Genomic DNA, 24,965 nt, shown 5'->3' on the forward strand with positions numbered 1-24,965 from the left:
CGCGCAGGTGGCGGAATGGCTGCACGGCGGTTGGCGGATCAGCGGGGCCGACTCTGCCGTGGTTCTTCTGCGACAGGGGAGTTGGAAAATCCCCACCGCGTTCGTCCACTCCGGCGGTCATGCGGCAGTCGCTCCACTCTCCTGCCAAAGCCACATAGATCTGCGTAATAGCTACGATAGGTGCATGTCTGATGGTGCGTCGGAGTGCACCCCCGGAATCGATCTCACCGCGGGGCCGAGTGGGGTGGGGTGTGTGGAGTGCTTGGCGGGCGATGGCCCCGGATGGTGGTTCCACTTGCGGCGTTGCGCCGCCTGCGGGCACATCGGATGCTGCGATTCCTCACCCTCCCAGCACGCCACCAGACACGCACGCGACGCCAGGCATCCCATCTTGGCCAGCTTCGAACCCGGAGAGAGCTGGTTTTGGAACGTCGAGACCGAGACGTTCCTTGAGGGGCCGAAACTGATGCCGCCCACCTCGCACCCGGAATCGCAGCCGGTGCCTGGCCCCAAGGACAAGCTCCCCATGGACCGGCGGGACCTGCACTGAACGAACGAGAACGTCGAACGGGTAGGTACGGGGGTTGTGGCCGGGCTAGCGCCCGGTGCGAGCATGCGCCGGGTGGGCTCAGGCGGGCGGAGCCGCCGCCAGGTACTGGTCCGTTATCCCTCCAGGGCAGGCCAGACTGGCCATGTCCCAGTCGGCGCGCCCGGCTCCGGCCCGGTAGGCGCTGTTGTAGAAGGCGAGCACGGCGGCGCGGGGGTCTGCTTCGGCGCGGGCGTCGTCGTAGCGCAGCACGGCCAGATGGCTGCCGTTGCGCGCTACCCACCGGGCGGATCCTTGTGCGAGCGGCTCCTCCGCCAGCCCTGGGGGTTCGGGTGAGGTGTAGGAGTAGAAAGCGGGTTCGGGGAACGTGTCGTCTCCGAACCAGAAGCCGAAGCTGATCACCTCACGGGAGTACGCCTCGCGGGTAACCGAGTCGGCCTCTGCCGGCTGTTCGGTGTGCCGTCCGGAGAACCTGCTGTAGGCGATGTCAAAGGTGTGCCAGAAGTGGTGCACGGGGCTGGCCTTCCCCGAGAAACCAGCCGCGAACTCCTCCAGCACCAGCGCCACTTGGCTGAGAACTCGCCAGTATCGGTTGACCTGCACGGGATCGTAGGCCGCATGTTCGGTGTCCTCGGCGAACGGCCGTGCTGAGTCCGGCAAGTCGAATGGGCTGGGGGCTGGGATGTCCACGCGGGCACCCAACACGGCCAGAGCGTCCAGGGTCGCGCGGTGAAAGGACGCCACGGACTGGCCGTAGAGCGGAAAGGACACCTCTGTGCCGTCCAGTGAAGCGGCCACCAGCTGATGGCGGACGAAGTCGAAGTCGATGGTGAACGGATTACCTTCGGCCGGCCCCATCGGACGCGTGGTGATGCCACGTCCGGTGAGGTGGAAGGGCACATTCCACCAGTGGTTGCGCCGAACGCTGGCGGTGAGCCGGATCTTGCCGACGACCTGCGCGAACCGGTGCAGCGTCTCCTTGCAGTCCCGCCATTCGGCGAGCGGAATCGGCGGGAAGAGCTCCATGAGCCTTCCTTCCTCCACGGAGCATCCGGGAGAGCGCCGACGATACCGGCGGCCCCTACCCCTCCATGATGGCCGACCCCGCCGCGAACGGCACGCCGCCGGCACGGACCACCACTACGGCGACGCGGCCTGCACAATGATCATTGTGGGCTGACGCCCGCGCATGGGGTCGAAGGCAGTAGCGGAGGAACAGAGACGGATCCCCCCTTTTGCACGCGTCGCCGGTCCCGTCGTAGGAGAGGTGGTCAACGGCAGGTCACCCAGGAGGCCGGCGGACCGGCAGGTCGGCGATGTCGGCACCGCGGTGCAGGACGTCGCGAAGCATGGCGGGGGTCAGGGTGCGGGTGGACATGTTGCGCTGGCTTGGGTGGTAGCCGCCGATCAGGTGCAACACCCGTCCACTTCGAGCGTCGGTCAGCTGCGTGTGTGCGCCGTGCCCGAAGGCTGGGCGCGGACGGGGCACCTGCCAGCCGGTGGCGGTGAGTACCGGGAGCAGTGCCTGCCAGGCGAAGCCGCCCAGGACCACGATGGCGCGCAGGGTCGGGCGCAGGAGTTCCAGCTCCTTCGCGAGCCATGGCCGGCAGGTGTCGCGCTCTGTGGTGGTGGGGCGGTTGTCGGGCGGTGCGCAGTGCACCGGCACCGTGATCCGCACGCCGAACAGCTCCATCCCGTCGTCGCGGTGCGTGGCCTGTGGCTGGGAGGCGAGAGCTAAGTCGTACAGGGCGGCGTAGAGGGCATCGCCGGACGGGTCGCCGGTGAAGATGCGTCCGGTGCGGTTACCGCCGTGCGCGGCTGGAGCCAGTCCGATGATCGCCAGTGGTGCGTCCGGCGGACCGAAGCCTGGCACGGGCTTGGCCCAGTACTCCCAGTCCCGGAAGGACCTGCGTTTGACGCGGGCGGCCTCCTCCCTCCAGGCCACCAACCGCGGGCAGGCCCGGCAGGTGCTCACCGTCTCGTCCAGTTCGCGCACGGAATCCAGTCGGGGAGCTGTCGTCAAGGGGAAGTGGCGGGCCTGCGGTGTCGGGCGGCTGCCGTGCGTGCTCATGCTCCTCCTCACACCGTCTGTCGAACGGTCGCGGAACAGCCCGGCCGGCTCGCCCCTCGGCAAACGGCGCCCCCCGATAAAATGGGTGAGTCAGAAACACCACTGGGTGGGGCAGGCACCGGCCGCTCACCGCCTGCGGGCCGGACTGACTGATCGATCTGGAAGGTGCCGTCATGGCCGAGCAGATCACGTACCGCCGAGTTTACGAAGAGACCTCCCCCAAAGAGGGCAAGCGGGTCCTTGTCGACCGTGTCTGGCCACGGGGTGTGCGCAAGGACGAGGCGAACCTGGACGAGTGGCTGCGCGATGTCGCCCCCTCGACCGACCTGCGCCGCTGGTACGGCCACGAGCCGAGCCGCTTCGCCGAGTTCCGCCGCCGCTACCTGTCCGAGTTGAAGGACGCCGGACACCGGCAGGCCGCAGAGCATCTGCGTGATCTGGCCGCCCACGACAAGCTCACGCTCCTCACCGCCACCAAGGACGTGGATCACAGCGAGGCCGCCGTACTCGCTGAATGGCTTGCTGAGATCTGACCGGTACAGCAAGTTCTGAACAACGCCGGAACCCTGCAAGGCCGGCTCGCTTGCGCCCCGACTGGTCGGAGAGGGGGAGCCTCCACTGGTGTCACTGGAGCGGGTGGCAGCGGGACTCTCCGGCGCTCGGGCCGTATTGGCCACGGGCCCTGCTGGCCGAGGGCTGCCGCCAACTGCCTGCTGATCCGGGCGCTGCGGGCCGTCTCGGACGACCTCGACGATTAGATCGACGCTTGGGTCCCGCGCCCATGACGTAGGTGCCGTGGCCCCCCGCTCAGCACATTGGGGCGGTCCTCGCGGCTCATCTGACGGTGGAACAAGCCGTGCTGCTGCCTACGATCGGGGCCGGGCCTGGCGCCGAGCTTTCCACCCTCGCCTCGCGCTGGCGGCCCGGCTCGACCGCGACCGCCTCGAACCCGCTGCCATCGACACCACCGGGACTGCTGAGGCGAGGCCGACGAGCAGGTGTGCCGCTCCCACTGCGGCGGGCTGCGCAGCTCGCGTTGTGGGCGGGCACTGGTGGAGATGCGCCGGCGATCAGCTGTCCGTTGCGGGGCGGGGGCGGATCTGCATGCCGGGGCGTCGGCGGTGAACGGTGAGGTAGGACAGGCCGTCGGCACTTGCGGTGATGCGGCGGGTCGAGCCGTGGGGAAGCCAGAACAGCGCACCACCTGTGAGGGGTTCGGTCCGGTCGCTGGTGCCGAGGATGCCGTGCCCGGCGACGATGAGCAGGAGCACGTCGAGGTCGGGCTCGGCGTGGGTCTCGACGCACTGGTGAGCCGGCAGGTGGACAAGGTTGGCATCGAGCTGGCGGCCGGACTCGGTGAGTTTCCACACGGCACCCGCGCTCGCCGGATCGGCCCCGGCGAGGGCATGGACGTCACACAGCAGGCGCGGTGTCGGCGAGGGAGCGGACCGTGGCGAGGGCTCGGCGACCTCCGGGTCGATCGCCCCGGGGGTACCGGGAGGTGGGGTCTCAGGCATCGACGGCCGCCTTTCCGATCCGTACCCGCCAGGTCTCCGGGCCGGATTCGAGGTAGTCCCAGGTGTGGGTGCCCGGGTGGGTGGCCTCGAGCTCTCGGCGCAGGGGCTTGGGGTCGTGGTTGTTGACCAGGACGAAGCCCTCGCCGGGGCTCAGGCGGCCGTAGCGCGCGAAGACCTGCGGGTGCCGCCGATCGTGTGGGATCTCACGGACGTCCAGGACCGGCGGATGGTCGAGTTCGCCGCCCGCGAGCAGGGTCAGCACATCCATGACGAGGGCGGGCAGATCGGCACCCGGCAGCGCCGCGAGCGCGGGCAGCAGGACGGTCTCCTCGGCCGCCAGATGGACGGCCAGGACCGCCTCGATCACCTGGGCGCTCGCTGTCCCGGAGGTGGTGTCGTCAGTGGCGGCGAGCGCGTCGATGTGCGCTTCGAGGGCTGCCGCTGAGGTGCGCAGGGCGCGAACCAGCAGGCGTGTCTCGGTCGCGCCGGAGGCGGCTGCGAAGAGCGCCTGGTCGGTGGCGGCCAGATGACGGCGCAGCTCACCGGTACAGAAATCCACCAGGGCCGCGTGCACGTTCTGGGAGTCGGCGACCAATTCGGACTCACTGAAGACGGCGAGCCCGATCCTCAGCGCTTGGTGCACAGCACGGATCGCTACCTGAGCCCGGACGGCCGGGTCGGTTTCTGTCGCCTCGATATAGATCTCGGATGACGATGCCACGGCGTGATGCTCCTCTCAGCCCCCACTCACGATTATTACATGTACTATTTAGAGAAACCTCTCGGTGGCGTGAGGAGCGCATCGTGACCTACGTGATCGCCGAGCCTTGCGTCGACGTGAAAGACAAGGCGCGCGTCGAAGAATGCCCCGTCGACTGCGTCTACGAGGGGCAACTGCAGTCGCAAGTCCGGGAAGGCTGACCACCATGGACACCAGCCAGGAGCGGGCGGATCGGAAACAGCTATCCGGACGCCGCCGCGCGGTGCTCGACGCGTTGCAGGCCGCCGATGCCCCGCTGGGCGTCACCGAGGTCGCCGACCGGCTCGACGTGCATTCCAACACGGTGCGCTTCCATCTCGACGCGCTTGTGGCACAGGGTCGCGTCGAGCGGACGGTGGAGCAACCGTCGGGTCCGGGACGCCCGCGCACGGTCTACGCGCCGCAACCGGGAATGGACCGGGGTGGAACGCGCCGTTACCGGCTGCTGGCCCGGATGCTGCTCAGCCAACTGGCTTCGACCGGGTCCGGCGCCGATGCGGCGGCCACCGACGCGGGGCGCGCCTGGGGCCGGTATCTGGTCGAGCAGGTGCCCCCCTCCCGCCGGCTGACCGCTGACGAAGCCGTCGGCCGACTGGCCGCCATGCTCGACGATCTGGGCTTCGAGCCACAGATCGGCGATGACGGTGAGGTGCCCGGCCCCGTCCGGCTGCGGCACTGCCCCTTCCTCGAACTCGCCGAGGAGTACGGCACAATCGTCTGCCCGCTCCACCTGGGCCTGATGCAGGGCGCCCTGGCCGAAATGCGCGCCCCCGTGGAAGCCACCAGGCTCGAACCCTTCGCCGAACCCGACGCCTGCCTGGCACATCTCGCCCCCTCCACGGCCTCATAGTCCCCTCGTGTACCTGCCCCTGCACAGATACGGAACGCACCGCGGGCCCACCCGCGCCGGAAACGAGGAATCCGCATGCACGTCGCCGACACCGAATCCGCGACCCGCGGCCGAGCCCCCGTGGCCGACGGCCCGACCGCCGCAACGCAGGTCGTGGCCTCGCCCCCGGAGTTCGCGTCCCGGCTGGCGGCGTGGCCGATCGCCTGAAGCACCGGGCCACCGTGCCCGCCGCCGGAGGCTCTGGCATTCCCGCTCGGCGGTGACGTCCCGCAGCTGCTTCTGACGGATGCCGCCGCCCCGGACACACGAGAGGGACCACACACAATGAATACGACGTCGGCGGCCGTGGCAGGCGCCGTCACCTTTCTCTGGCTCGGGATGGTGCTGGCGATCTCCTTCCTGGAGGCGCCGTTGAAGTTCCGGGCCCCGGGAGTGACGATCCCGATCGGACTCGGCATCGGCCGGATGGTCTTCCGCGCGCTCAACCTCGTCGAGACCGCCCTCGCCGTCATCGTTGTCGCCGCAGTCGCCACGGCCACACCGTCCACGGCCGTCGTCACGTTCACCGCGATCACCCTGGCCGTCCTGGCCCGACAGCTCGCCGTCGTCCGCCCGCGCCTGAACAGGCGTTCCGACGCCGTACTCGCGGGCGAGGACCCCGCGCGGCACCGCTCCCGCGCCCACCTGTACTACGTAGCGCTCGAGCTTGTGAAGGTGCTGTCCCTGCTCGCGCTGGGCTGTGCGGTCCTGGCCCGGTGACCGAGGACACGGGAGCGTAGTCGGTAGCGGAGGAACAGGTATGAATCCCGTCGCCGGGCGCTGATCAGGTCGGCCCATGCCGGTTGCTTCGGCAGCAGTTCGAGTCCCGTGATCAGTCCCGGGCGCGAGGTGTCGGCGCGGCCGGCGAGTACCGGGGATGTCGTGAGGAACAGTTCATCCAGCAAGCTCTCACCGAGCAGGTTGCCGATGAGGTGCGGTCCGCCCTCGGTGAGCACCGCGGTGTGTCCGTGAGCGTGGAGAACCGCGAGTACGTCGGCCATAGGAAGGACGGTCCCTTCGCCTGCGGTGAGTGTCGTGCACGCTGGCGGCAGGCGTCCCTCCAGTCGACGGGCGCCTTCCACGGTGGTAGCCACAAGCGCGCCCGATTCCAGGGCTGGGTGCTCGGTGGGGAGGTCACCGCTCGCGGTGATCACGACCAGTTTTGGTTGGGCGAGGCGTCGCAGACTCCGCCGCAGCTCGGCGAAGGCGGGGGCGGCCTGCGGGCAGACGTGATCGGGTGTCCATTGGTGGCCCGGCGTGGCTCGGAGAGTGCCGGCCCCGATGAGTACGGCGTCGGCGCATGCGCGCAGCAGTCCCATGACGAACCGGTCCGTGGGTTCGCGCCCGCTGATCGCCGAGCCGGAGGAGGGGTATTCGGGCCCAAGAGCGACCACTCCGTCGATGGAGGTGACGAAGTTCGCGTACACACACGGCAGGGCGAAGCCCAGATCGCCGCCATAGGCAGTGGCGAGCGCCGGGGGCAGACCGAACCGGGGCTGCCCGGCTTCCTCGTACAACAACTCCAGCGGCTCCAGCAAACCTGTCTGTGTCCCTCCTACGGGGTGCCCGGCGCTGTGTTCAGCCATGGCCGGCCAGGCCCCGCTGGCCGCACAGCGTGAAGAACTCGCCTCGCAGTTGCGGATCCTCGTCGTAGGTGCCCCGCCAGTGGGTGGTGCGGGTGCTGGACTCGATCTCCCGAACGCCGCGCATCTGCGTGCACAGATGCACCGCTTCCAAGTGGACCGCGACGCCGTGGGGCAGCAGGATCTGCTGCAACGACTCGGCGAGCTGGCGGCCGATGCGCTCCTGTACCGAGAAACGGCGGGCGAACAGCCGCACCAGCCTGGTCAGCTTGGACAGGCCGAGGATGTGCTCGTGGGCGATGTAGCCGATGTACGCCTTACCGAAGAACGGCAGAGCGTGGTGCTCACAGAGAGCGAAGAACGGGATCGGCCCTTCGACGATCTGGCTGATCCGGCAGTCCGACCCTCCGTGGCATTCGGTCTCGAAGGCGGTGACCAGCTTCTCGTCGCCCTCGTACCCGCTGGTGGCGTCGAAGAGGGCACGCAGGAAGCGGCGGGGGGTGTCCACGGTGGCCTCTGACTCGACGGCCAGGCCCAGCGCCCCGAAGATCTCACTCATGTATCCCTCGAACCGCTGCCACTCCTCGGGGGCGATCTGCCGTGGAGACACGGCCGCCCACTCTGCCTCGTCGGTGAGGGGTACGAGCCGTTCGCCCACCATCCCCACGACGGGCGGGGGGCCATGCATCTGCGTGAATTGCTCGTTCATATGCGGCCTCAAGACGCAACGAACATCGTGTGAAGTCGGCTTGTTCCATTATCGCCCTGCAGGTACCGGAGTGCTGAGCGAGTTGACGTAGGCATCCTGCGGCGGCACACGAGTTGCCGGTCAGCGCCTCGGGCCGCTGCCGGCTGGCCCGTAGAGATCCAGCAGGCGGGTCCGGGTGGATTGAAGTCGGTTGCCGACCACGGTGGCGACACAGCGTGTGATCGACAGCCCCAGCACCGGATCCTCCTCGATCAGTGTGCGCACCGCCGCCGCGTCGAATTCCAGTGCATGTACCGGGCCATGTGCCTCTGCGCCCAGCTGCCAGGTGTGCGGCGGGACCAGCCACGACCAGCCGAGCAGTTCACCCTGGCCGACGGCGTCGACAGTGGCCGCCCGCTGGCCGGGGACGTGCACGTCGAGAGCAACCAATCCGGTGATGACGGTCCAGAACCGGTCGGCCTTGCTGCCCTCCTCGAAGATACGGGCGCCCGCGGGGAAAGACACGTCGGTCGCGAACTGCAGCAAGCGGTCGCGGTCTTCGGGTGAGAGCAGGCTCAGCAAATTCGTCGTGGTGGCCATCCGGGCCCTCCTGTCTCAGATTTACTGTCTACGCCGAATTGCTTCCTGAGGAGCGGCGACCGGACTCGCTGGGAATTGCCTGCCCGACGGGGTCCCATCTCTCCAGGGACTCTGGGGTCCCGGGCGCCGTCGCGCTACCCGGTGGAGACACAGGTGGCGGTGCGGCTGTTTGGTTTCGCAGAGCCCCCTGGGGCCTGCAGGGAGAGTGGAGCTCGCTGCCCTGTGCTGTCAGCTCCGGAGCAGCTCGGCAAGCACCTCGGCTTTGCTGGTCTCGGGGTGTTTGGTTGCGGTGAGTAGTGTCAGGGTTCGGTCTTCGGCGAGGTCTCGCAGGTGGGCCAGGGCGTCTGCGCGTTCGGGGTCTTGGAGCTCGGTTTGGTAGCGGTGGCTGAACTCCGCGAAGCGATCGGGGTTGCGGATGTACCACTTCCGCAGCTCCAGGGAGGGTGCGACCTGTTTGCACCACTCGTCGAGGTGGGCCTTCTCCTTGGTCATGCCCCGGGGCCAGATGCGGTCGACCAGCACTCTGGTGCCGTCGGTCTGCGCCGGTGCGTCGTAGACGCGGCGGACGTGCACCGTTCGCTTGTGTGCCATGGAGGACCTCCTGTCGAATCTCCGCTTCTCCCCATCACACGTAGTAACGAGAGATGATCTCGAGCCGCGCCACTTCGTCCGGTCCCGGATAAGCCACCAGGACCGGCAGGCCGCTGGGATCTCTGCCCTCGATGAGGGTGAAGCCCTCAGCTTCTTTGGTGTCGACACGGTCGGAGCGGGCTCTGAGTACGCGCTCGCACCGCTGGAAGTCGTCGGGGCCGTCCGCCGTCCAGATCACGTAGTGCGCGCCGACGTGACCTGTCGGGTGGATGGCGTGCGAGCCCACGGCCCGTAGGTACACCTGGAAGCCGTTGTGGCTCACGAGCAGCGCGGCAGTGGCGGTGCGTACTGTGACCTCCATGTTCAGCAGCTCCCCGTAGAAGTCCGCCGAGGCGTCGTGGTCGTGGACGAACACCACGACCGAGGCCAGCCGGGGTCCGCGCGCATCCGATCTGCTACCAGTCGGCTCCGAATCCGGTGGAAGCTGCGTAGGGTGCCGGCCGGAGGAGGCCGCTTCGTGTGGGGTGGTCATGTGGACCCTTCCGCCTTCGGTCGCGATGCGAGGGCTTCTTTGTGCGGTTTCCTGGTCCGGTTTCCACGCTACCTGGACGGTGTCCTGCCTGCTGGGATGTGCAGCAGGTCCTGACGGGGTGCGGCACGGGTTCTCAGGCTGGCCATGCCAGGAACCCGCCGACGATGGTGCCGTAGGCGAGGTGTGCGGTGAGTGTGACGGCGGGTGTGCTGGGCCCGTAGTTGAGCATGAGGAAGCCGGGGGGTTCGAGCAGCGCGACATGGGGGGCGCTGGTTTCGGGTTGGCCCATGCGCGGGTGGACGAGCGGCAGCAGGATGTTGACGAGCGCGGTGGTGGCGAAGAGGCCGTGGACGAGGCCGAAGACGCATCCCAGCCACCAGCTGCTGTAACCGATGGCGACGAAGACCGCGTAGTAGAGCAGGGCGAAGATCAGGCCGTTGATGAAGTGTGCGCCGTAGCCGAGGGCCTTGGCGCGGGTCCGGTCGCTGGTGAAGGCGGTCCCGAGCAGGAACGGCAGATCGATGCGGGTGAGGCTGAGGGCATTGGCCGCGCGCAGGGTAGTGGTCAGGACCAGGGTGCCGACCAGCCCGCCCGCCAGTGCGGCCCAGATGCTCATCGGGTGGCCTGGCCGATCGCGCAGGCGGCGCTGATCAGGGCCAGGTGGGACAGGCCCTGGGGCAGATTGCCGAGAAAGTCGCCGGTGGCGGGGTCGATCTCCTCGCTGTAGAGGCCGACGTCGTTCGCGAGAGGCACGAGCTGGTCCATGAGGTGGGCGGCTTCGTCGGCGCGGCCGGTCCGGGCGAGGGCTTCCGTGAACCAGAAGGAGCAGGCGAGGAAGGCACCCTCACTGCCGTGGACTCCGTCGGCGCCGAGGTAGCGGCTGACGTAGGGACCGTCCTGCAATGCCTGCTGGATGGCTGCGACGGTACCGCGCATGCGCGGGTCGTCGGGCGACCGGTAGCCGTGGAGCAGTCCGAGCAGGAGGCCGGCGTCCAGGTCGTCGCTGTCGGCGGAGCGCACGTAGGTGTTCAGCCGCAGGCTGAAGCAGCGGTCGTCTACGAACTTGGCGATGGCCTGCCGTTCACGCCGCCAGCGAGGTGCGTGCTGGTCTGGGATCAGCCCCCGCTGGGCGAGGTCGAGGGCGCGGTCGAGTGCGATCCAGCACATCATCTTGGACTGGGTGAAGTGCTCGGGAGCGCTGCGGACCTCCCAGATGCCCGTGTCGGGCTGCTGCCAGCTAGTGCTGACGAAGTCGGCGGTCTGGGCCAGTCGGCGTGCGATGTCGGCGTCGAGCCGATGGCCCGCTGCCGTGTACAGCCACGCGGTCTGCACCAGCTCTCCGTAGGTGTCCAGTTGGAGCTGGTCGGCGGCGGCGTTGCCGATGCGTACGGGCGTCGAACCGCGGTAGCCCGACAGGGGAAGGGTCTTCTCGGGTGCGCGGGCGCCGCCGTCGAGGCGGTACAGGACGTGCAGGCGGGGGTGCGTGAGCTGGGAGGCATGCATCAGCCACCAGAAGTAGCCGGTCGCTTCCGGCGCGCAGCCCAGCTTGACGAAGGCGTTCAGGGTGAAGGCGGAGTCGCGGATCCAACTGAAGCGGTAGTCCCAGTTGCGTTCCCCACCGAGCTCCTCGGGCAACGAGCAGGTCGCCGCGGCGGCGACCGCGCCGGAGGGCGCGAAGACCAGCAGCTTGAGGGCGAGGACGCTGCGCAGCACCGCCTCCCGCCAGGGCCCCGTGTAAGTGCGGCCGTCGGTCCACTCTCTCCAGGTGGCGGCCGTGTGATCGAGCCGGGCCTCGCACTCAGTGCGCGTGGGGAGCACCAGCGGTTCCCGGTGTGCGTACGGCAGCGCGAGCACGGCCCGGGTCCCCGCGTCCGCCCGGAAGCGGGATACGACGGCATCGGAGGTGGGCTGCGGCTCTCCCGCGTTCCAGGCACAGATCCCGACCGCCTCAGGACCTGAAGTGACGACCGGGACGCCCGCACGACGTGTCAGGTGAGGTGCGCGGGCGCCGTAGCCAAAGCGCGGCTGGACACTCCAGCGCATGGGGACGCTGCCCGCCAAGCCCTCGATCCGCCGGACCAGCTCCCGGGCAGGCGCCAGGGAACGGCTGTCGGGAATAGTCAGTGCGTCGGTCACCCGAACCGTGCCGCCTGCTGTGGTGAACGTCGTCTCCAGCACGTTGGTGCCAGGCAGGTAGCGGCGGGAGGCGGTGTAGGGCGCCTCTGGCCGGAGGAGGAACCGTCCTCCCCTGAGGTGGTCGAGCACGGCGGCGAACACGGTCGGCGAGTCAAGGTCCGGCCAGGCCAGCCAGTCCACCGAGCCGTCCCGGGCGATGAGCGCGCAGCAGCGGCCGTCCCCGATCACCGCGTAGTTCCGCAGTTCCGTGTACCCGTCCAAGCGTGCCGGTCGGTCGGCCGGGACGTCTGACACAACAGGTAGGTCCGTCTGCCGGCTCCAGGGCATGTCCGGTGCCGGCGATGCAGAACCCGAACTGGACGGTGTGGGTGTCACCTGAAGGCACCCTTTTCGGTAATCCGCGGCCTACTGTTCGAGGAGGAGGTCGGCCACGGGTGCGTCAGTGTCGGTGGAACGGCCGGTCGGCGGCTCCGGCCGAGGAGCGGCCTGGCTACGCCCTTCAAGCCACGTGGGAGCCGCGGTGCAGGTGGATCAACTGGGCGTCCTGCACCGCCTGTTCATCGCTTTCCTGGAGGGGCGTGAGCCGGATGCCGACGTGGTAGTCCTGGACCAGCGTCCAGCCCAAGAAGCCGGCCCCGAGCGTGCAGGCGAGTCCAGCCGCGGACAGTGCCAGTCCGGGAGTGACACCAGTCGCCGGGCCATCCCAATGGGTGGCGTAGATGGCAAGACTCGCTCCGAAGAGGCCCAGCGCCGCGACATTGAGACTGCCGTGGGCAATGCCGACGGTCTTGGCCGCCGACCGGCGGGGAATGCCGAACGCCAGATCGGCGATGCCGGGCAGGGCTGCCAGCAGTGCCATGCCGACCCCGGCGATGTTGAGGGCGATGGCCAAGTTCAGCCAGAACTGCTGCCCATTGGCCGCGTAGACGGCGAAACCCACCAGCGTGCCGGTGTAGCAGGCAATGGGGAAACCGACCAGCATCGGGTGAATGGGATGGCCGGCGATGGTGATCTTGCTGTACATGGCACCTCCAGGCCGGTTCGTCCGTGCTAAGCCATTCCAGCCTCTCCCTCGATGTACAGGAGCGCCAATGGGGGCCGATCAGCGGTTCGGATCCTGGGGCCTGACGAGGGGAGCCTTGGCATCACTTCGGCTGATTCGAAGATCTCTCACCCGGACGGGCGCCTCTGAATGTCTTGGAGTCCTCTGTCACAGGCTCCTTCGGTTCGCAGGTACCCGCTGAAGCACGCGTTGTCGTTGCTGGCCACATGGGTTCGAGAGGGGCAGCTCGCCACTGAGGTCGCCTACAGGCCGTGGCGTGGTCCCTCTTCGGAAGTGCTTGTTCAAGAGGCTCTGCGAACCACGAGGGCCGTGATGTCGTCCCGCTGTTCGCCTGCGGTGTGTTGGCTCAAGTCTTTGGCCAGATTGCCGGCGACTTCCCAGGGAGAAACGTCCGCCCAGGCCCGCAGGCGCTCTTCGAGTGGATAGAAGGCGCCGGTGATGCTGCGGGCCTCGGTGACGCCGTCGCTGCAGGCGAGAAGAGTGGCCCCGGTCGGAAACGGGAACCACGCGACGGTCCGGGGTTTCGGAGCGAGGTCCGCAAGGCCGAGAGGCACGCCAGGGTCGCCGAGCCGTACGGGGGTGACCGCTCCCGTGTTCAACAGGTAGGGCGGAGGGTGGCCGCAGTTGACCGCCTGCGTGTCCGCCGACTCGTCAATGCAGAGCACGAGGGCGGTGACGAACCGTTCAGGTTCGCCGGTCTGCTGCGCGAAGGCGTTGTGGCGGACGATTGCCCTTTCCAGGTCATCCACGAGCGCGGTGAGTGTCGGCTCGCGCAAGGCGGCCTCTCGGAACGCTCCGAGCGCGGCGAAGGCGGCTCCGATCGCAGGCAGCCCCTTGCCCTGGACATCGCCGAAGAGCAGACGCGTGCCGTACGGCGAGGCCACCGCCTCGTAGATGTCTCCTCCTACCAGTCGGTCCTGCTCCACCGGCAGATACACACCGTCAACGATTACCCGGTCGGTAAGGACGGGCAGCGGGCGCAGCACCTGCCGTTGCAGGGCGACAGCTGTGGACCGGACCCGGCGGAGATCTTGCTCGCGCCGGATTCGCAAGTGGCAGGTCAGGACGCCTAGCACGCCCAGCGTTGCGGCCAGCACCATGACGATCACAAAGTCGTACCACGAAGGGAGCGGCCGGTAGATCAGTACTCCGGTGATGACGATCAGCACCCAGCCGACCGCGTAGATGGTCTGCCGCACCGTGCCGATCGCCGCGGGGAAGGCCGGCAGCAGGATCAACAGGGGGGCGAGCCGCACTGTACGGTCATCAATGACCAGCTCCAGTGCCACGATCGGGATCGTCAGCGCGACCACATAGACCATTGGAGCCCTGACCGCGCTTCTGGGAGGGGACTCACCGGCGCTTTCGGCGCGTGGAATTGGCGCGTCGGCTGCGCGAGATGGCAAACGCCTGCGGAACACACCACCAGCCTCCTTCAGCTCTTTCGACCCCGCAACGGCGGACGCCGCCGCTGTTGACGTGATCACTCACCTGCGTTCGTGAGCCGTTCCTTCCTGCATCTGCGGGGGCATGGGTGCAGAGGTGGGAGGCTTGCTCGGTCCAGACGGTCTTGCGGTCGGTGTATAGCGGGTCCCCCCCCCAGAAAGTCGGGCGACGATGACGAGGCATGTTCGGCGCTATCACGTCAGCCCGCGCAGCATCTCCACGCGCCGTCGCAGCACGGATGCTGGTGTGCACGGTGCTCAGCGCGGCAGCCGTGCCCGCCGGACTGTAGTCCGCACGTTCGATCCTGCCCACTGCGAATGAGGGCCCCGCCGGGGGCCACTCCCACCTATGCGCAACGTTCGGTTGCGGCCACCTCACGGAAAGTGCCTCCCGCGCAGGCGGCGCTTAGTGCAACCTCCAGGTGAACTTCCCGCCGCCCACCCACCGAATCACGCCCGGGTCATCGAGGTCGTGGACCGTGATGCCTCGGGCTGCGGCAGCCAAGAGCACGTCCGTCATCGAGGTTGCCTCGCCGACCACCTCCCCGTCGATCTCCACAATGCGAAAGGGAGGATCACCGGGCTGCACTCCCAGCACGATGATCCTCGGTGTCGAGATATAAGGGCTCGCACTTTCGGTCATGCAAAGACCGGTTCCACATGAGAGCCGTCGATATGCCCGGCGGAAGGTCTGCAAAGCGGTGCCTGTCACCCAGCACCTGCCCAACTGAGCAGGCATCTGTCACCTGGGTTCGACGATCTTGACCTACGTAATCGGTGAAGGGCTGCGAGACCTGTCTTACTGGAACGCGGCGTGGATTTCCTCCTCGGTGGCCGTGTGGGAGACCAGGAGGATTTCGTCGCCGGGCATCAGTTGGGTCTGGTGGGTGGGGACAGTGGGCTGACCTGCGCGGATGACAGTAGCGATGATGGTGCCTGTGGGGAGGCGGATGTCGGCGAGGGTGCGGCCGACGACGTGGGACTGTGGCGTGATCGCGGTTTCGATCACATTCACGCCTGCCTTGCTCAGCCGGAGAAGCGCCACGGTGTCGGTGGCGCCGGTTGCCTCCTCGATGAGGGAGATCAGGGGGCCCGTAGCGGGAACGGCTACGTCTACGCCCCAGCGGTGATCGAACAGCCAGGTGTTCTCCTCGTCGTTGACGCGGGCGGCTACGCGGGGGACGGCGAATCGGCGTTTTGCGAGCAGGCTGATGACGAGGTTGTCCTCGTCGCTTCCGGTGGCTGCGATGACGAGGTCGGTGGTGTGCGCCCCAGCATGCTCGAGGAGGGGGGCCTCGCAGGCGTTTCCCGCGACGAGCCGTACGGTGAGGTGGCCTTCGAGTTCGGCGATGCGGTCCTCGTCAAGGTCGACGAGCGTGACGTCATTGCGGGCTGCGGCGAGGACCTGGGCGATCTGGGCGCCGAGGCGGCCTGCGCCGGCCACCAGTACGTTCATGTCCCGAGCTCCTTGTCCAGAAAGCCCCGTAGGCGGCCCAGAGCCGTGGCGGCAACAGTGAACGTGACGAGGTCGCCGGGGACCGCCAGGGTGCTGTGGGCGGGAACGAACGAGTGGCCTGCTCGGGTGGCTTCCACGACGCGGATCTCGCCCTCCACATCCAGTTCGGCCAGCCGCCGCCCGGCGAAGTAGGCGGGCAGTTCGGAGCGGATCAGCAGGGTCTCACCGTTGGCGAAGCTGATCTCCGGGGTGAGATGTCGGTGTAGAAGCATCTGGTGGATCTGATGCACGGCCCAGCTCACGCAGGCGATGGTGGGGATGCCGAGATCGCGATAGATGTCAGCGCGGCGGGGGTCGAAGACACGGGCGAGGACGATCGGCACTCGGTATACCTCCTTCGCCGTCCGGGCGCTGACGACGTTGCTGCTGTCGCCCGAGGTGACAGCGACGAACGCGTCCGCATGCTCGATTCCCACAGAGTCCAGCAGAGGACGGCTGAACCCGTTGCCCTCGTGGAACCGGCCGCTGAAACCGGCGGACAGACGCCTGCGGGCCTTTGGTCTGCGGTCGATGATGTGCACCTCATGGCCCTCGGCGGTGAGCCGGTCGGCAAGGGACGAGCCCACCCGCCCACAGCCCACGATGATCACCCTCATCGCTGTCATCCCTTCCTGCCCAGTGAGCGGGAGCGTCGGCGCAGCCACCACTTGCGGGCTTCCTCCGCACCCAGCAGCACTGCCCCGAATCCGGCCAGAACCGCCCAGTCGGCAGCGGCCAGCGGCGCGGTGTTGAACACCTTCTGAAGCGTGGGCACGTAACTGATCGCGGCCATCAGGGCCACCCCGACGAGTCCCGCGGCGAGCAGTCTCGGATTGGACAGCACTCCGATCCGGAAGACACTCTGCCGGTCCGTGCGCACGGCCAGGGCGACGAAGAACTGACTGAGCACGATGCCCGCCTGCACCATCGTGACCGCCTCCCGGTAGACGGGATCGTCTTCGGTGAAGTCGGCGTACGCAATACCCGAAGCGCTGATGTGCCAGAAGAACACCACGCACACACCGAGGGCCTGGATGCCGCCCAGGAACAGAATCCGTCGCACCACGGCCGCCGAGAACAAGGGCTCGCGCCGGGAACGGGGCGGGCGGTCCATGACATCGGGCTCGGGCGGCTCCGCACCCAGTGCCAGTGCGGGCAGGACGTCCGAGCCGAGATCGATCGCAAGGATCTGCACCGCGCTGACAGGAACCAGCGGGAACCCTGCGAACGTCGCGGCCAGGACCGGAACGAGCTCGCCGATGTTGCTGGTGAAGACGTAGACGAGGAACTTGCGGATGTTCTGGTAAACCGACCGGCCCAGCTTCACTGCTGCGGCGATGGAGGCGAACGAGTCGTCCAGCAGCACCATCGCCGCGGCCTCGCGCGCCACGTCCGTGCCCGAGACACCCATCGCGACACCGATGTCCGCGTGTTTCAGCGCGGGGGCGTCATTCGCGCCGTCGCCCGTCACAGCGACCACCTCACCCCGGCGCTGCAGGGCGGCGACCACCCGCATCTTGTGTTCGGGGCTCACCCTGCACAGCAGCAGTTCCTTCGGCTCCCCGAGCAGGGCGTCGAGCGCACCGTCGCCCAGCGTGTCGAGTTCGCTGCCAGTGATGATGGTGGGGGCGGGCTCCCGCACGATCCCCACGCGGCGCGCGACTGCCTCCGCGGTCAGGGGGTGGTCTCCGGTGACCATGACGATGCGGATGCCGGCGCGCCGTACCGCGCGGACCGACTCGCTGACCTCCGGCCGCGGAGGGTCGAGCATGCCGACCAGCCCCAGCAGCGTCAGCCCCGCCTCGGCTTCTTCCCGTGAGGCACGGGGATCGGGAAGTGTCCGGGAGGCGACCGCCAGCACGCGCAGACCCTGGGAGGCCAGGTCGTCGTGCGCGGTGGTGACGACAGCCCGCAACCGGGCCGTCAGGGCCTGTGGTCCGCCCTGCCAGTGGATGCCGGTGCAGCGGGCGAGCAGTTCCTGGGGAGCGCCCTTGACGTAGGCGTGCCACTCGCCGTCCGCACCGCGGTGGACGGTGCTCATCAGCTTGCGGGTGGAATCGAAGGGGAACTCGGTCACCCGGGGTGTGACGGCCTCCTGCGCAGTCACGTCCAGGCCGGCCTTGGCCGCGACCACCAGCAGCGCTCCCTCGGTGGTGTCACCGAGCACCCTCCATCCCGCACGATCCGGCTGGGGGGACCTCGCCGCATCAGCCGAGGGCGGTACCAGCCTGGCGTTGCAGCACAGGGCCGCAACCCGCAGCATTTCGCGTACCGGTCCCGGGTCCGCCACCTGGCCCGTCGGCTCGTATCCCACCCCGGAGACGGAGTGCGCGGTGCCGTCGGCCCACATCTGCACGACCGTCATTTCCGCCTGCGTCAGCGTCCCCGTCTTGTCCGTGCACACGACGGTGGTGGACCCGAGCGTCTCCACGGCCAGCAGCTTCTTGATCAGCGCATGCCGACGTGCCATGCGCCGTACACCGATCGCCAGGGAAACGGACAGCGTCGCGGGAAGGCCCTCCGGCACCAGCGCAACCATCACCCCGAGCGCGAACACGAAGGTTTCGACGAGGGGGTCCCCAGCGGGAAGACGGACGGCGAACAGAACGGCCCCGATCGCCAACGCGGCCCCCGCCACGCGCCGGGCCATGGTGGCGACCTGGTGCTGAAGAGGCGTCTTCTGGCGCGGGGCGGCAGCGGTGAGCCGGAAGATACGCCCGAACTCGGTCGCCGCGCCGGTGGCGAACACCACGGCTTTCCCGGACCCGGTCACCACGTCGGTACCCATGAACACGCAGTTACGCGCCTGCAGCAGGGGGCCCGATGCCACGGCTTCGTCGGTACGGCCTACTGCGTCGCTCTCCCCCGTCAGAGCAGCATTGTTCACCGAGACGTCGTGTGCCTCGGTCAGGCGGCAGTCGGCCGGCACCGCATCCCCCGCCTCAAGCACCACCACATCGCCTGGCACCAGGTCCTGCACGGGCAGTTCCCGCCGTTCACCCTGGCGCAGCACCCTGCAGATGTGCGGCACCATCGCCTGGAGGGACTCGGCCGTACGCTCGGCGGAGTACTCCTGTGCGAACCCGATCGCAGCGTTCAGCACCACCACACCGAGGATCGCCACTGCCAACTGCAGCGTGCCGGGATCCCGGGGCTGTTGCAGTTCGTAGGCCAAGAGGGTGATCACGGCGGCGACGAGCAATACAACCGCGAAGAGATCGGTGAACTGCGCCGCGAACTGTCGCCACAGGCCCTGTCGCGGCGGGCGCGGCAGTTCGTTGGCGCCGTACCGCTCGCGCCGCTCTGCCGCATCCGTCGGAGAGATCCCTCGGGGTGAGGTGACCAGCGCCGCGAAGACCTCCGGTGCCCCCATGTTCTGTACGGACCGGCCAGCCTGCTCCCGGCCACCTCCGTCAGGTGTCAGTACCTGCGTGCCTGCACTCATCACTTCGGCCGGCGCGCCATATCGGGCTGCGATTCTGGGGTACGGCTGCCCGGCGTCGAATGGGCAGCCACCTGTCGTCCTCCCCAAACTAGGGGGAGGCTGCGGGCAAAGCGACGTGGGCGTCGACCACTCGCACACCGCGGAACTTCTTGCACCATGGACGGAGCTGCTCGCGGAGCTTCTTGGTACTGCGAACCGATCGTCTTGTGGTCGGGAGTGGTCAGCCACGCCACCGCCATCCTGCCTCCCCACAGGCGACCGGGATGGCGCCGGGCGCCGGATACAGCCGTTCCGGTACTGCCCGTCGTTGTCACGGGAGCCCTCCTGCGGTTACGCGATGCCTGGCGACCATCATGGCGTCGCCTCCTATGGAATTGCGGTATTCCTCCCTCAGGGGTGTTATGTGTCCACGGACTATTGGCTCCGGCGGCCGGACATGTGGCCCTCAAGATGCTGCGTGATCAGCTCGTCGAGGTGATCACCTGCGTCCGCTCGCAGACCGGGAGGCTGGAAGGTCCGTCTTTTACCAGCGTCGATGGAAACGCGGTCACGGGGGCGGAGGTCTCCCGAGCCGCGGTCGGCGGCCCGGGCGGCGAGATGCGAACACCTGTCGCGTGAAAGGGATGATCGGTCGTGACCTCGACAGGCACAGGCGCGTTGTTGTGGCGCATGCCCTGTTCCGCCGGCCCCGGCGGTCTCGCATGAGGTGGCGGCTGCGGAACCTGCCCGGCACCGGGCCGTCACCCCCGCCCTCGGCACCAGTCCGCCCGTGCCTGCAGCGGCCGGGCCGACATCCCGGCCGCTGCCGGAAGGTCGCTGGGGCCACGGCCCTGGAGTTTCAGTGCGGGAGCAGCAGTTGGCGCGTTTCCCCCGACTGGACGCACACCGAGCGGTCTGGCAGCCGGATGTTGATGGGGGAATGGTTGGAGGGGGGCACCGTAATCTCGAGCCTTCCGCGCTCAAAACGCAGCCGCACGCCCCAATGTCCCTGGTAGCGGACGGCGAATTCGTACGACGCCAGCTCTGGCGGTGGTACGGGGTCGAGCCATAGTGCTTGCTGGCGAGTCTCGAGCCCGGGCAGTCCGCGCTGGACGAAGTCGAGCGTGCCCGCCATGGCACCGAGGTGGATGCCCTCTCCGGTGGTGCCGCCCTGCACATCGGCGATGTCGCTCCGCAGTGCCTCCTGGCAGAACCTCCACGCCTCGGAGCGCCGGGCCCGGGCCAGGACCCAGCCGTGGACCACGCTGCTGAGGGTGGACCCGTGGCTGGTGCGGGCCAGGTAGTAGTCGACGGTGCGCCGCCAGATGTCCTCGTCGAGCCGGTGGCCCAGGCGTTCGAAGAGACCCCGGAGTTCGGACGGTGGGAAGAGGTAACCCAGCATCAGCACGTCGGCCTGCTTGGACGCCCGGTAGCGATTGACGCTGTCGCCTTCCGCCTCCAGGATCCGGTCGAGACGCCGGATGTCGCCGTACCGCTTCCGGTAGCCGTCCCAGTCGAGTTCCGCGAGGTCGCCGTAGCCGGCGAACTGGCTGATGACATCGTCGTGGAAGGGCACATGGAGCGTGCGGGACACGTCCTCCCAGTGTTCGAGTTCACCGCCGTCCAGATCGGTGCGCTCGGCGAGTTCCCGCCGACGGGGTTCGGGAAGCGCGCGCAGAACCTCCAAGGTGCGAGTGAGCACCCATGCGGCAGTGACGTTTGAGTACGTGTTGTCGTCGAGGCCGGGCTCGGGCACGCCGGGGTAGGCGTCGTGGTATTCGTCGGGGCCGACCACGCCGCGGATGCGGTGCCGCCCGAGGCTGTCGTCGTAGGTCGCCGAGTCCGCCCAGAAGCGGGCGATCTCCAACAGCATCTCGGCGCCCTTGGTGTGCAGGAACTCGGCGTCGCCGCTCGCCTCGCAGTACTGCCACACGTTGTACGCCACGGCCGAGCCGACGTGCCGCTGAAGTCGGGAATGGTCGGGCAGCCAGCGTCCGGAGTGCGGGTTGAGGTGCAGTTCCTGGGTCTCCTCGCGCCCGTCGCTGCCGCTCTGCCACGGGTACACGGCCCCCCGCCTGCCGAGCGCGCGGGCTGTGGCCCGGGCCCGGTCCAGGCGTCGGTGGCGGTAGTGGAGCAGGGCGCGGGATACCTCAGGGAAGTGCAGGTTGAGGTACGGCAGGATGAACAGCTCGTCCCAGAAGACGTGTCCGCGGTATGCCTCGCCGTGCAGCCCCCGGGCGGGCACTCCCACGTCGAGGTCGGCGGTGTGCGGCGAGAGTGTCTGCAGGAGGTGGAAAAGGTGCAGCTGCAGCACCTGGCCGGCCTCCCCGGGGACGTCGAGTGCGGCCCGGCGCCAGAGCTGGTTCCAGGCCGTGCGGTGGGATGCGAGTAGCTCGTCGAAGCCGGATGCGGCCTCGACTCGGTCGACTGCGGCGTCCAGCGGATCGCTGATCGCGGGGTCGCGGGAGGTGTGCAGAGCGATGGTCTTGTCGACGGTGAGGGTCTGGCCGGACGTCACGTGCAGTCGCACTCGCTGGACGGCGCGGGCCGGCGTGTGCTGGGTGGTGACGGGTGCCTCGGCGGCCAGCCGGGCCGCCAGACCGATTCGGATGTCGGAGGTGCGGGTGCGGCAGCGCAGCCACACGGTGTCCGTGGCGGCGGTGCCGGTGTGCACGTGGACCAGGTGGCGGCCGTCAAGGTCGCGGTAACGGGGCACGCCGGCGTTGATGACAGCGCCGTCGATTGCGGCCTCGACCTCCACCTCGCCGGAGAAGCCCTCGGCCGTGAGCTCGGTACGCAGGGCGGCGAGATGGGGGTCGGCCATGTGCACGAGACGAAGCTGGTGCACGGACAGGGCGCGTCCGTCGCTGAGCCCGTACCGGGTCCGGCGCTCGAGCAGGCCCGAGGACAGGTGCAGGACCTGGTCGTGGTCGAGCACGGTCGCCGTGTCCGGGGTGAGCCATTGCCGCCCGGCGAGGCGGAAACGCAGGGGCAGCCAGTTCGGGAGGTTGACCATGTCCTCGTTCTCGACCCGGCGTCCGGCCACTTGCGAGGTGAGCCGGTTGTAGCAACCCGCCACATAGGTGCCTGGGTAGTGCACGTCGTCCGCGACGCATTCGGATAGCGCCCCGCGGGTGGCGAAGTAGCCGTTGCCCAGCGTGCACAGGGACTCCCGCAGACGCTCGTCCGCGGGGTCATAGCCCTCGTACCGCCAGGTCCAGCCGGTCACTGCTGCGTTCCTGCCACGAGCAGTTCTCCTAGGTCACGTACGACAATGTCCGCACCCTGCTGCACCAGTCTCGCCCTGGTGTCCGGGCTGGCCGTGCGGTCCACGCCGACGACGAGGGCGAATCCACCGCGGCGGCCTGCCTCGACGCCTGCCAGCGCGTCCTCGACGACGGCGGCGCGGTCGGCCGGGACGCCCAGTCGACGAGCCGCCTCGAGGAACAGATCGGGGTGCGGCTTGCCCGGCAGCCTCAACCGGGCCGCCTCACCGCCATCGACGAGCACGTGGAACAGATCCAGCACCCCGGCCCGGACGAGGAGTTCACGGGCGTGGCGGGACGCGGAGGCGGCGGCAACCGGCTTCCCCGCCCGGCGCAGGGCATGCACGAGCCGCACCGTGCCCGGATACGCGTCGACGCCCTTCTCGCGCAGCCGCGCTGTGAACAGCCGCTCCTTGTCCGCGGCGACAGCCCGCACCGTCTCGGCCGAGGGGTCAAGCCCCCGTGAAGCGAGGAAAGCGGCGGCGCCGTCGAGCCGGGACCTCCCGTCCACGTAAGGGAGATAGTCGGCCCGGACGTCGAAGGGGCGCCGCTGCGTGGGGTCCTCCGGCGGGTGCTCACTGAGAAAGGCGTCAAAGGCATCCTTCCAGGCGGCGGCGTGCACCCGAGCCGAGTCGGTGATCACTCCGTCGGTGTCGAGGACGACAGCACCGACATCCCGCAGCACGGGTGCGAGCGTACTCTCGGACCGGACGGCCATGAGAACTCCTCTCGTCGGTGCGTCGGGCGATCACACCCGCTGCGGCGTAACCGCGACCGGGCAGGCCGCGTGGTGCAGCAGCCTGTGGCCAACCCCGCCGAGCTGAAGGCCGGAGTCTCCCGCCCGCGGCGCGCTGCGGTGATGGCGGGGCCGGCGGCGTCCCCTCCTCTTTCTGTCTCCAGACGGCGCTGCGCCGGAGGTACGACCAGACGCCGGTTGCGGGGATCGCCCTGCAGATCCAGCCTCTCCCATAGCCCCGGGCTTCGCACGGGCGTCGGCCCCATCGCTCGGCCGGAGGGGCCGTGGGGAACGGACGGCCGCAGACGGCCTTCGCAGGCACTGACCGGTCGGATCACCAGGGCGTACGCCTCGTCGGCCGGCGTCCAGGACGCGCCGCCTTGCTGCCGACGGGATTCTCCGTACGCCATACGCATCTCTGCGCTCACAACCACACCCTGGGTCACGACGCGTCCGGGCGGACAATCACGACAGGGCACTTCGCATGCTGTGCGACATGCTGGCTGACCGACCCCAGCAGGGCCCTGGCGAAGCCGCCCCGCCCCCGGCTGCCCACAACCATGGCCTCGGCGCCCTCGCCCGCCCCCAGAAGCACATCAACAGCGTTCCCTTGCACCAAGTACGCCCGAACAGTGTCGGCATACTCCGCGCCGAGGACATCCCTGAGTTCCTGGACCAGCCCCTCTCGCGCTCTCTGCTCATCGAAGGTGGCATCGATGGCCCGAGCCGGCCAGACACGCCCACCCGGCAACTCCCACGCGGCCACAGCCACCACGCCAGCGCCGATGAGAGCGCCGTACCGCACGGCCCACCGCAGCGCCGCGTACGAGGACTGCGACCCATCGACGCCCACCACAACACGCGGCCCAGAGTCCCTCTCCATACCTCTCACCTCCGATGGCTGATACGTCCGCTGCACTGACCAGCACCTCTGCCATCCACGCTGCGTGACTCCCCTACGGCCCGCCAGAGAAGGCGGCCGAGGGCATGGCATACGAGTGCGTGGCCTTACGGTCGGACGGAAGGCAGCGGTGCTCCTCGTCATCAAGTTCACCTGCCAAGCGGGCCGCCCAATCCTCGATCTCGGTGACGTCCCTGAAGTCACCACCCTTCCCCGAGCGGGGGACCATCCTGGCGACGCGCCTATCGCGCGCCTTTCTCGAGGCAACTGCCGAAGTGACGTTCCCTGGCGGCCAGCCGCTGGCGATCCAGGATCTATTCGAGCAGCAAGGCAGCGAACGCTGTGGGGACGAGTACATTGGTGCGCCCCGTGGTGTGCGGCATGGCCGTGCCCGCCACGCTCTTCCGATTCGCCCCCGGCCCTGCGCAGGCCAGGGTCTCCTGATCTTCTCTACCGGCGACGGCCCTCCGGCGGCACGTACGGCGGGACATCGCGGCCCGGCTGCCAGCGCGAGCCCTGGTGCATACGCCGAAGGATCACGGCCATGCCGATGGTGACGATAAGCCACAGCACGCCGCACGCCACTGCCCAGCCGGGCCGCCCGACCAGGGCGAACACGACCGTTCCGAAGGTTGCCCAGACCAGACCCCAGACACTCAGCCAGAAGCGCGCTCGCAGGGGACTCCGGGCTGTCATCGGTTCATTGCCCGTACGCATCAAA

At 68.7% G+C, this 24,965-nt stretch carries 26 protein-coding genes and 1 pseudogene; 6 read left to right on the forward strand and 21 right to left on the reverse strand.

From position 1 onward, the window contains the following. The first annotated feature begins 184 nt into the window (after positions 1-184). Positions 185-550 carry a UBP-type zinc finger domain-containing protein gene (locus tag QF032_RS31775; RefSeq protein ID WP_307058614.1) on the forward strand — a complete coding sequence of 122 codons (366 nt, stop codon included), beginning with the start codon at positions 185-187 and terminating at the stop codon, positions 548-550. 78 nt (positions 551-628) lie between these two features. Here the strand turns inward: QF032_RS31775 and QF032_RS31780 are convergent, their stop codons facing one another. Next, positions 629-1,573, reverse strand: a complete 945-nt coding sequence (locus tag QF032_RS31780; RefSeq protein ID WP_307058616.1) for a DUF5996 family protein — start codon at positions 1,571-1,573, stop codon at positions 629-631. A gap of 256 nt (positions 1,574-1,829) precedes the next feature. Further along, entirely contained in the window at positions 1,830-2,618 is a 789-nt protein-coding gene (locus tag QF032_RS31785; protein ID WP_307058618.1) for a uracil-DNA glycosylase, read from the reverse strand. A gap of 173 nt (positions 2,619-2,791) precedes the next feature. On the opposite strand from QF032_RS31785, the gene QF032_RS31790 reads away from it, so the two are divergent. Then, positions 2,792-3,151 (forward strand): DUF488 domain-containing protein, encoded by a 360-nt coding sequence (locus QF032_RS31790; protein ID WP_307058620.1) that lies wholly within the window; start codon positions 2,792-2,794, stop codon positions 3,149-3,151. Between the two features lie 537 nt (positions 3,152-3,688). Here QF032_RS31790 and QF032_RS31795 read toward each other — a convergent pair. Beyond that, complete coding sequence (locus QF032_RS31795; RefSeq protein WP_307058622.1) at positions 3,689-4,135, reverse strand: hypothetical protein; 447 nt, start codon at positions 4,133-4,135, stop codon at positions 3,689-3,691. After that, on the reverse strand, positions 4,128-4,856 hold the full coding sequence (locus QF032_RS31800; RefSeq protein WP_307058624.1) for a DUF2249 domain-containing protein: 729 nt from the start codon (positions 4,854-4,856) through the stop codon (positions 4,128-4,130). The genes QF032_RS31795 and QF032_RS31800 overlap by 8 nt, the downstream gene beginning before the upstream one ends. An 83-nt stretch (positions 4,857-4,939) precedes the next feature. Between QF032_RS31800 and QF032_RS31805 the strand changes: the two are divergent. The 4 genes and pseudogenes from QF032_RS31805 to QF032_RS31820 form a co-directional block, all read left to right on the forward strand. After that, positions 4,940-5,029: pseudogene (locus QF032_RS31805) on the forward strand (ferredoxin); the annotation flags it as partial. A gap of 32 nt (positions 5,030-5,061) precedes the next feature. Then, on the forward strand, positions 5,062-5,745 hold the full coding sequence (locus QF032_RS31810; RefSeq protein WP_307058626.1) for a helix-turn-helix transcriptional regulator: 684 nt from the start codon (positions 5,062-5,064) through the stop codon (positions 5,743-5,745). A 75-nt stretch (positions 5,746-5,820) separates the two neighbouring features. Beyond that, entirely contained in the window at positions 5,821-5,952 is a 132-nt protein-coding gene (locus tag QF032_RS31815) for a hypothetical protein (RefSeq protein ID WP_307058628.1), read from the forward strand. A gap of 117 nt (positions 5,953-6,069) precedes the next feature. Further along, positions 6,070-6,504 (forward strand): hypothetical protein, encoded by a 435-nt coding sequence (locus tag QF032_RS31820; protein WP_307058630.1) that lies wholly within the window; start codon positions 6,070-6,072, stop codon positions 6,502-6,504. Here the strand turns inward: QF032_RS31820 and QF032_RS31825 are convergent. From QF032_RS31825 to QF032_RS31905, 17 genes are all read right to left on the reverse strand, one after another. After that, positions 6,435-7,322 carry a RibD family protein gene (locus tag QF032_RS31825; protein WP_307058631.1) on the reverse strand — a complete coding sequence of 296 codons (888 nt, stop codon included), beginning with the start codon at positions 7,320-7,322 and terminating at the stop codon, positions 6,435-6,437. The genes QF032_RS31820 and QF032_RS31825 overlap by 70 nt on opposite strands. Before the next feature lie 40 nt (positions 7,323-7,362). Then, positions 7,363-8,076: a GTP cyclohydrolase I gene (folE, locus tag QF032_RS31830; RefSeq protein ID WP_307058633.1), complete on the reverse strand. Its 714-nt coding sequence runs from the start codon at positions 8,074-8,076 to the stop codon at positions 7,363-7,365. Between the two features lie 120 nt (positions 8,077-8,196). Then, a complete protein-coding gene (locus tag QF032_RS31835) occupies positions 8,197-8,655 on the reverse strand; it encodes a Crp/Fnr family transcriptional regulator (protein ID WP_307058635.1) in 459 nt (152 codons plus the stop codon). A 228-nt stretch (positions 8,656-8,883) separates the two neighbouring features. Next, the gene (locus tag QF032_RS31840; RefSeq protein WP_307058636.1) at positions 8,884-9,246 is read right to left on the reverse strand and encodes a DUF488 domain-containing protein; all 363 of its coding nucleotides are present in this window, start codon (positions 9,244-9,246) and stop codon (positions 8,884-8,886) included. A 34-nt stretch (positions 9,247-9,280) separates the two neighbouring features. Continuing rightward, positions 9,281-9,778: a VOC family protein gene (locus tag QF032_RS31845; protein WP_373430405.1), complete on the reverse strand. Its 498-nt coding sequence runs from the start codon at positions 9,776-9,778 to the stop codon at positions 9,281-9,283. A gap of 133 nt (positions 9,779-9,911) precedes the next feature. Further along, positions 9,912-10,394 carry a hypothetical protein gene (locus tag QF032_RS31850; protein WP_306947905.1) on the reverse strand — a complete coding sequence of 161 codons (483 nt, stop codon included), beginning with the start codon at positions 10,392-10,394 and terminating at the stop codon, positions 9,912-9,914. Beyond that, positions 10,391-12,175 carry a glycoside hydrolase family 15 protein gene (locus QF032_RS31855; RefSeq protein ID WP_307058637.1) on the reverse strand — a complete coding sequence of 595 codons (1,785 nt, stop codon included), beginning with the start codon at positions 12,173-12,175 and terminating at the stop codon, positions 10,391-10,393. The genes QF032_RS31850 and QF032_RS31855 overlap by 4 nt, the downstream gene beginning before the upstream one ends. Positions 12,176-12,413: 238 nt before the next feature. Beyond that, the gene (locus QF032_RS31860) at positions 12,414-12,938 is read right to left on the reverse strand and encodes a DUF2231 domain-containing protein (RefSeq protein ID WP_307058639.1); all 525 of its coding nucleotides are present in this window, start codon (positions 12,936-12,938) and stop codon (positions 12,414-12,416) included. Positions 12,939-13,258: 320 nt separating this feature from the next. Beyond that, the gene (locus tag QF032_RS31865; protein WP_307058641.1) at positions 13,259-14,299 is read right to left on the reverse strand and encodes a PP2C family protein-serine/threonine phosphatase; all 1,041 of its coding nucleotides are present in this window, start codon (positions 14,297-14,299) and stop codon (positions 13,259-13,261) included. A 529-nt stretch (positions 14,300-14,828) separates the two neighbouring features. After that, positions 14,829-15,065: a hypothetical protein gene (locus tag QF032_RS31870; RefSeq protein ID WP_306947897.1), complete on the reverse strand. Its 237-nt coding sequence runs from the start codon at positions 15,063-15,065 to the stop codon at positions 14,829-14,831. A 156-nt stretch (positions 15,066-15,221) separates the two neighbouring features. Next, on the reverse strand, positions 15,222-15,878 hold the full coding sequence (locus tag QF032_RS31875; RefSeq protein ID WP_307058642.1) for a potassium channel family protein: 657 nt from the start codon (positions 15,876-15,878) through the stop codon (positions 15,222-15,224). Further along, the gene (locus QF032_RS31880) at positions 15,875-16,534 is read right to left on the reverse strand and encodes a potassium channel family protein (protein WP_307058644.1); all 660 of its coding nucleotides are present in this window, start codon (positions 16,532-16,534) and stop codon (positions 15,875-15,877) included. The genes QF032_RS31875 and QF032_RS31880 overlap by 4 nt, the downstream gene beginning before the upstream one ends. 5 nt (positions 16,535-16,539) lie before the next feature. Next, a complete protein-coding gene (locus tag QF032_RS31885; protein ID WP_373430503.1) occupies positions 16,540-19,362 on the reverse strand; it encodes a cation-translocating P-type ATPase in 2,823 nt (940 codons plus the stop codon). A gap of 838 nt (positions 19,363-20,200) precedes the next feature. After that, a complete protein-coding gene (locus QF032_RS31890) occupies positions 20,201-22,570 on the reverse strand; it encodes a glycoside hydrolase family 65 protein (RefSeq protein ID WP_307058648.1) in 2,370 nt (789 codons plus the stop codon). Next, positions 22,567-23,325 (reverse strand): HAD family hydrolase, encoded by a 759-nt coding sequence (locus tag QF032_RS31895; RefSeq protein ID WP_307058650.1) that lies wholly within the window; start codon positions 23,323-23,325, stop codon positions 22,567-22,569. The genes QF032_RS31890 and QF032_RS31895 overlap by 4 nt, the downstream gene beginning before the upstream one ends. A 460-nt stretch (positions 23,326-23,785) precedes the next feature. After that, positions 23,786-24,226 carry a universal stress protein gene (locus tag QF032_RS31900; RefSeq protein WP_307058652.1) on the reverse strand — a complete coding sequence of 147 codons (441 nt, stop codon included), beginning with the start codon at positions 24,224-24,226 and terminating at the stop codon, positions 23,786-23,788. A 468-nt stretch (positions 24,227-24,694) separates the two neighbouring features. Continuing rightward, a complete protein-coding gene (locus QF032_RS31905) occupies positions 24,695-24,961 on the reverse strand; it encodes a DUF6343 family protein (protein WP_306947884.1) in 267 nt (88 codons plus the stop codon). Positions 24,962-24,965: the final 4 nt, after the last annotated feature.

Source organism: Streptomyces achromogenes (genome assembly GCF_030816715.1).
GTDB classification, from domain to species: domain Bacteria; phylum Actinomycetota; class Actinomycetes; order Streptomycetales; family Streptomycetaceae; genus Streptomyces; species Streptomyces achromogenes_A.